A 6,014-nucleotide genomic window follows, 5' to 3' on the forward strand; every position below is an offset into this window, starting at 1 on the left:
TCGAGTGCGGCCGGGGTGAAACACCCCGGCCGCACTCCATTTCGTGGGCGTCAGCTGAGCTTGAGCTCCTGCAGCGCCTCGATGGCCTCGCCCTTGATCTGGTAGGCCCAGATGACGACCTTCGACGGGTCGACGTCGCCCTTGGAGTCGAACTTGATGTACTTCGACACACCCTGCTTGTCGTACGACTTCACGAACGCCAGGATGTCCGCGCGGCTCTTCTTGCCAGCCTTGAAGGCGTCCAGGTAGATCGTCGCGCCGTCGAAGCCCTCAGCGCCGTAGGAGCCCGGCGGGATGCCGTACTCCTTCTGGAAGTCGGCGGCGAAGGTGCCACCGGCCTTGTCGGCCGGGAGGCACGGGCAGGTGATGATGGCGCCCTCGGCGCCGCCGGAGGCACCCTTCGGGAACGCGGTGTCGTAGAGACCGTCCGGGCCGACGAACTTGGCCTGCACACCAGCGGCACGCATCTGCTTCACCAGCGGAGCGGCCTCACGGGTGTAACCGCCGTAGAAGACGAAGTCGGCCTGAGCGGACTTGATCTTGGAGATGGTGGCGTCGAACTGCGCCTGCCGCTCCTGGATCTTGTCCTTGTTGACCACCAGCGGGCCGAGCTGCTTGCCCAGCTCCTCGGTGATGCCCGCGCCGTACGCGCTGGCGTCATCGACCATGAAGACCTTCTTCGCGTTCTGGGTCTTCATGTAGCTGGCCACGGCGCCGGCCTGCGTGCCGTCGTTACCGACCACGCGGTAGAAGGACGTGTTGCCCTTCTGGGTCAGGTCCGTGCGGGTCGCCGACGGGCTGACCATCGCCAGGCCGGCGGCCTGGTAGATCGGCATCGTCGCGTCCGACTCACCGGAGAAGTGACCACCGATGACACCGAGGAACGAGTTGTCCCCGGCGATCTGGTTCGCGAACGGGGTCGCCACCGCAGGGTCACCCTGGGTGTCGAACTCCTGCATGGTGACCTTGCAGTCCGCGTTTGCCGCGTTGAACTGCTTCACGGCGAGCTTCGCGCCGTTCAGCGACGGGATCACCAGACCCGCGTTGTCGCCCGTGAACGCACCGAAGATCGCAATCTTGCCACCGCAGTCACCCGACGCGGTCCCACCTTCGCCGCCACCGGAATCCTGGCAACCAGCCGCAACCACCAGGGTCGCGGCGAGCGCCACGGTGCCCAGCGCCCGTACATAGCTTCGCCTCACGGCTTCAGACCTCCTCGAGATGCGGTAGCGGCTGACCCGAAGCGACGGCGACAGCAGCGAACCCGCAATTCCACCCACCCCGCAGGGAGACCCCCTGCGTTACGGCTCGTGATGGCGGAGCGTACCGACACGACATACCGTCCCGGAAGGCCTGAAGGCGGGGTCTGCGAAACCGTTACGAAGACGAGGGCAATCACGTCGATGTCCGTAACAGGTGAACCCGCCAGACGGTCCTTAAATCCCCGCCCGGTCACACTCCACCCGCACCGACCCGGACCGCACACACCTGACAAAAAGCCGACTGACCAGCGGAAACGTCCTCGTGGGTCAGGATCCCGGCAGGCGGCGTCGCCGCACCGCCGACGGTCAGGCACCCGGGCCGGGCGCCCACCACAACCCGGTGCGGGCGCCGTCGTCCGCCGCCAACCACCACCGGTCACCCACCGCCACCAGCGTCACGTCCCGATCAACACCCGCCGGAACATCGAGTGGCATCGTCGCCTCCCGCCACGACCCACCCCGATCGGTCGACACCCACACCGACTGCCGCGCCCCATCCGTCACCGCGGCGAAAAGGCTGCCCCCGGACGACACCAGCGACCCCACCCCGGGCACCCCGGCCCCGGCCCGCCGCCCGAACGACCCGACGGCCAGCCAACCCGCCGCCTCCTGCCGCCACACACCGAACGTCCCCCCGCGCAACCCGACCGCCACCGGCACACCCTCGACCAGCACGACCCGCTGCATCTCCTCGTACTCCGACCCGCCCGGCAACACGGTGCGCCGCCACGACCGCCCGTCCGGCGACGACCACGCCGCCGGGTCACGGTCGATCCGGCCAACCGGCAACAGACCACCCACCGCCAGCCACCCCGACGACGTCGCCACCGCGTCGAACGCCCAGGTCACCCCCACCGTGTCACTGGCCAGCTCCGGCGCGCCCTCGACCAGCTCGAACTCCGCCGCATCCGGCGAACCCACCCAGGACGCGGCACCCGCAGACCGGTTACCGACGATCAACCAACCCCGCGGACCCGCCGACAGTCGGGACACGTTCACCGCCGTCGGCCCGCCGTACGTCTCGAACGACGTCTGCACCTCGACCAACGCGCCACCGGCCACCTGCCGCCACGTGCTCACCCGCGGATAACCGTGCGCGCCACCGACCTTCGCGCCGATCAGCGCCACCCGACCATCGCGGCAGGCCGCCGACAGGAACACGTTCTGCCGCCCGTAGAAGGAATCCGGACGCACCGGCAGCACCGTCCACGTCGCACCGTCCACGCTGGTCCAGGCCGCCGGGCGGGTGCCACCTGCGGCATCCAGGACCCCACCGACCACGAACCACCGACCCGCGCACGACGCCGCGTCCCGCACCAGAAGACGACCCGGGCCACCCGGCGGCGCCGGCAACGTCAACGGCTGCCAGCCCGGCCGCAACACCGACGCGGCGGCCGTCGTCGGCCCCGCGCCGCTCCGCGCGGCCGGCCCGTCGCACCCGGCGAGCAGCAGCACGAAGAGGCCGAACACCGTGATCACCCGTCGGACGGACACCAGTCGATGCTAACCACCGGACCCCGCACACGGTGACCCCGCGCAGCCCGGTGTCACCACTGGCGCTCAGACTGTCGGCTGCTGCGACACCTCGCCGCCGGCGGTCTCCGCGAGGATCCGCTCGGCAACCTCTTTCATGGTCATCCGGTGGTCCATCGCGGTGCGCTGGATCCACTTGAACGCCTGCGGCTCGGTCATCCCGTACGTGGTCATCAGCGCACCCTTGGCGCGCTCCACCGACTTACGGATCTCCAGGCGGTCGGTCAGGCTCGCGACCTCCGCCTCCAGCGCCGCGACCTCCGAGTAGCGCGACAGCGCGATCTCCACCGCCGGGACCAGGTCGCTCTTCTGGAAAGGCTTCACGAGGTACGCCATCGCGCCCGCCGCCCGCGCCCGCTCCACCAGGTCGCGCTGGCTGAACGCGGTCAGGATGATCACCGGGGCGATCCGGGCACCGGCGATGCGCTCGGCGGCCGCCAGCCCGTCCATGATCGGCATCTTGATGTCGAGGATGACGAGATCGGGCTTCAACTCCTCGGCGAGGCGCACGGCTGTCTCACCGTCGCCGGCCTCCCCCACCACCTCGTAACCCTCTTCGACAAGCATCTCGGCGAGGTCCAGCCGGATCAGCGCCTCGTCCTCGGCGATCAGTACGCGCCTGCGCTCGGCATCCGTCGGCATCTCAGCCACCAGCCCTACCCCCACCATCGATCACTGCACGGCTACCACCCATGCTCCCGCATGAGAGTAGTCGGGTACAGTAGGCGCCACCCGCCGGGATGGTGGAACGGCATACACGGAAGTCTCAAACACTTCTGCCCGAAAGGGCTTGCGGGTTCGAATCCCGCTCCCGGCACTCTGTCATACAGCTGTTCGATGATGTGGAAGTGCATCCACCGCAGATGCGGGCACAGGCCCGCGCGCTCCGCGTTCGCGGATACAGCATTCATTCCGTAGCCCGAAAGCTCTCATTGCCGTACGCAACCGTCTGGCACTGGTGCGTCGATCGACCCGAACCTGTGCGGCGCGGCACGGAGCTGCGCTGCTTCCGATGTCGGACGGATGTCGACAATCCGACGGACCCCGCCGCGTACGCCTACCTGCTCGGTCTCTACCTGGGCGACGGCCACCTGGTGACGACGGCGCGTGTTCCGGTGTTGCGCATCTACTGTTCCGATGCGTGGCCCGGGCTGATCGAGGCGTGCGATGTGGCCATGCGAGCTGTGTTGGCCTCGAAGGTGCAACGGGTCCAGAAGCAGGGTTGCGTGGGCGTGCAGAGTTACGGCACCCACTGGCCGTGTCTGCTCCCGCAGCACGGCCCGGGTAAGAAGCACCAGCGACCGATCGTCCTGGCCGACTGGCAGCGACCGATCCTCGAACGGCACCCGGGTGATTTCCTGCGTGGGCTGTTCCACTCCGACGGCTGTCGGTTCGCCAACCGGGTGACAGTGCGCGGCAGGGCGTACGTCTACCCGCGCTACATGTTCGTCAACGAGTCGGCCGACATCATGCGGCTCTGCCAGTGGAGCCTCGACCTGCTCGGCGTGGCCTGGCGGATGAACCGACGCAACTGCCTGTCGGTGGCGCGACGCGACGCGGTCGCCACGCTGGACCGGCACGTCGGCCCCAAATCCTGACCTGGCGCTCAGGCGCGGGCGGCCATGGCTGGCGTGCCGATGAAGTCCATGATCGCCTTGTTGACCTCGTCGGCGTGCGTCCACGGGATGCCGTGCGGGGCGCCCTTGAGGGTGACGAGCTTGGCATTGGGCAGCATCGGGGCGAGCCGCTGGCCGGTGACCGGGTAGGGCAGCACCGCGTCCTGGTCGCCCTGGACGATGAGAATCGGCACGTCGATGCGAGGCACGTCGGCCCGGAAGTCGGTGGTGATGGCGTCGATGCACTGGTCCGTGGCGCTGGCGGAGGCGAGCCGCCCGATGGCCCAGTGCGCCTGGAACGCTTCCTCGCTGACCTGCTTGCCCTTGGTCTGGTCGTAGTTGAAGAAGCTTGACCCGCTCGGAGCCATACCTGCTGAGGTAGCGGGTCACCTCGCCGGTGCCCATGGATTGACCGGCGAGGATGGTGTCGCGCAGGTCCAGCTCCGTCATGAGGGTGTCGAGGTCGGCGGCCAAGGTGTCGTAGTCGTACCCGGTGTCCGGTTGGCCGGAGGCACCGAATCCCCGGCGATCGTAGGTGATCACCCGGTAGCCGGCGTTCAGCAGTGGGTTGGCCAGCTTCTCCATGGTGGCGCCGTTGAACGGGTAGCCGTGGATGAGCACGACCGGCTGGCCGGAGCCGTGGTCCTCGTAGTAGATGTCGATAGCGGTGTTGTTCTCGGTGCCCACGGTGATGAACGGCACGTTCGTCCCCCTGCCGGCTTGGTGGTGTCGGTCGGCGGGGCTTTCCCCAGCCATCGGGGGTCATGCCGATCGTGGGAGCCTGCGAGGACGCGAGTGGCAAGGTCGACGACAGGGGTGGATCTGATGCGGGTGGTTGTCTTCGGTGCGACCGGGATGGTCGGTCAGGGCGTGTTGCGCGAGTGTCTGCTCGCCGACGACGTGCGGGAGGTGGTGACCGTCGGCCGTCGGCCGACCGGCGTGCAGGATCCGAAGCTGCGGGAGATGACCGTCGCCGACGTGGGCGAGTTGGCCGCGGTGCGGGCCGAGTTGACCGGGGTCGACGCGTGTTTCTACTGCCTGGGGGTGTCGTCGTTGGGTCTGGACGAGGCGGCGTACACGCGGGTCAGCTTCGACTTCCCGGTGGCGGCGGCGCGGTTGTTCGCTGAGGTGAGTCCGCAGGTCACGTTCGTCTACGTCTCGGGTCAGGGGACCGACTCGTCGGGTCAGGGGCGGGTGATGTGGGCGCGGGTCAAGGGGCGTGCCGAGAACGCGATCATGGATCTGCTGCCCAACGGTTACGCGGCGCGGCCGGGGTTCATCCAGCCGACGTACGGGGCGGTCTCGAAGACGCGCTGGTACAGGGTGCTGTACGCGGCGACCAGTCCGCTGGTCCCGGCGTTGCGCCGGCTCTTCCCCAACCAGGTCACCACGACCGACGGGATCGGTCGGGCGATGCTGCGGGTGGCGCGGGAGGGCTCACCGACCCGGGTGCTGGGTAACCGCGAACTGCGCTGATCAGGCGATCGTGTCGAGGGCGGCGGTGGACGCGTTCCGGGCCCGGTCGGTGCGGTTGCCGGGGGTGGTGTCGGTGTTCCAGGTGGCCGGTGCGGAGGACTATGTGCTGCATGTGCGGGCGGCGTCC

General features: G+C 68.7%; 6 protein-coding genes, 1 tRNA gene and 2 pseudogenes. 4 read left to right on the forward strand and 5 right to left on the reverse strand.

From position 1 onward, the window contains the following. Positions 1–50: 50 nt before the first annotated feature. The 3 genes from ABZ406_RS29370 to ABZ406_RS29380 form a co-directional block, all read right to left on the reverse strand. Positions 51–1,202, reverse strand: a complete 1,152-nt coding sequence (locus tag ABZ406_RS29370; RefSeq protein ID WP_357768542.1) for a branched-chain amino acid ABC transporter substrate-binding protein — start codon at positions 1,200–1,202, stop codon at positions 51–53. A 366-nt stretch (positions 1,203–1,568) separates the two neighbouring features. Further along, on the reverse strand, positions 1,569–2,756 hold the full coding sequence (locus ABZ406_RS29375) for a hypothetical protein (RefSeq protein ID WP_357768544.1): 1,188 nt from the start codon (positions 2,754–2,756) through the stop codon (positions 1,569–1,571). Positions 2,757–2,822: 66 nt separating this feature from the next. Then, positions 2,823–3,446 (reverse strand): response regulator, encoded by a 624-nt coding sequence (locus ABZ406_RS29380; RefSeq protein WP_130402813.1) that lies wholly within the window; start codon positions 3,444–3,446, stop codon positions 2,823–2,825. Between the two features lie 83 nt (positions 3,447–3,529). On the opposite strand from ABZ406_RS29380, the gene ABZ406_RS29385 reads away from it, so the two are divergent. Further along, positions 3,530–3,612: transfer RNA gene (locus ABZ406_RS29385), tRNA-Leu, on the forward strand. A gap of 358 nt (positions 3,613–3,970) precedes the next feature. After that, positions 3,971–4,393, forward strand: coding sequence for a hypothetical protein (locus ABZ406_RS29390; RefSeq protein ID WP_357768546.1), 423 nt, complete (start codon positions 3,971–3,973; stop codon positions 4,391–4,393). Positions 4,394–4,401: 8 nt separating this feature from the next. On the opposite strand, the gene ABZ406_RS29395 is transcribed toward ABZ406_RS29390, so the two are convergent. Together ABZ406_RS29395 and ABZ406_RS29400 are read right to left on the reverse strand one after the other, a co-directional pair. Further along, positions 4,402–4,620, reverse strand: coding sequence for an alpha/beta hydrolase (locus tag ABZ406_RS29395; RefSeq protein ID WP_357768550.1), 219 nt, complete (start codon positions 4,618–4,620; stop codon positions 4,402–4,404). Further along, positions 4,580–5,167 (reverse strand): annotated as a pseudogene (locus ABZ406_RS29400) (alpha/beta fold hydrolase); the annotation flags it as partial. The pseudogene ABZ406_RS29400 and the gene ABZ406_RS29395, both read right to left, overlap by 41 nt. Before the next feature lie 69 nt (positions 5,168–5,236). Between ABZ406_RS29400 and ABZ406_RS29405 the strand changes: the two are divergent. Both ABZ406_RS29405 and ABZ406_RS29410 read left to right on the forward strand, forming a co-directional pair. After that, the gene (locus ABZ406_RS29405) at positions 5,237–5,887 is read left to right on the forward strand and encodes an NAD-dependent epimerase/dehydratase family protein (protein ID WP_357768548.1); all 651 of its coding nucleotides are present in this window, start codon (positions 5,237–5,239) and stop codon (positions 5,885–5,887) included. A 16-nt stretch (positions 5,888–5,903) separates the two neighbouring features. Further along, positions 5,904–6,014: pseudogene (locus ABZ406_RS29410) on the forward strand (Lrp/AsnC ligand binding domain-containing protein); the annotation flags it as partial.

The sequence above is a fragment of the Micromonospora sp. NPDC005710 genome, from assembly GCF_040630995.1.
GTDB lineage: Bacteria > Actinomycetota > Actinomycetes > Mycobacteriales > Micromonosporaceae > Micromonospora.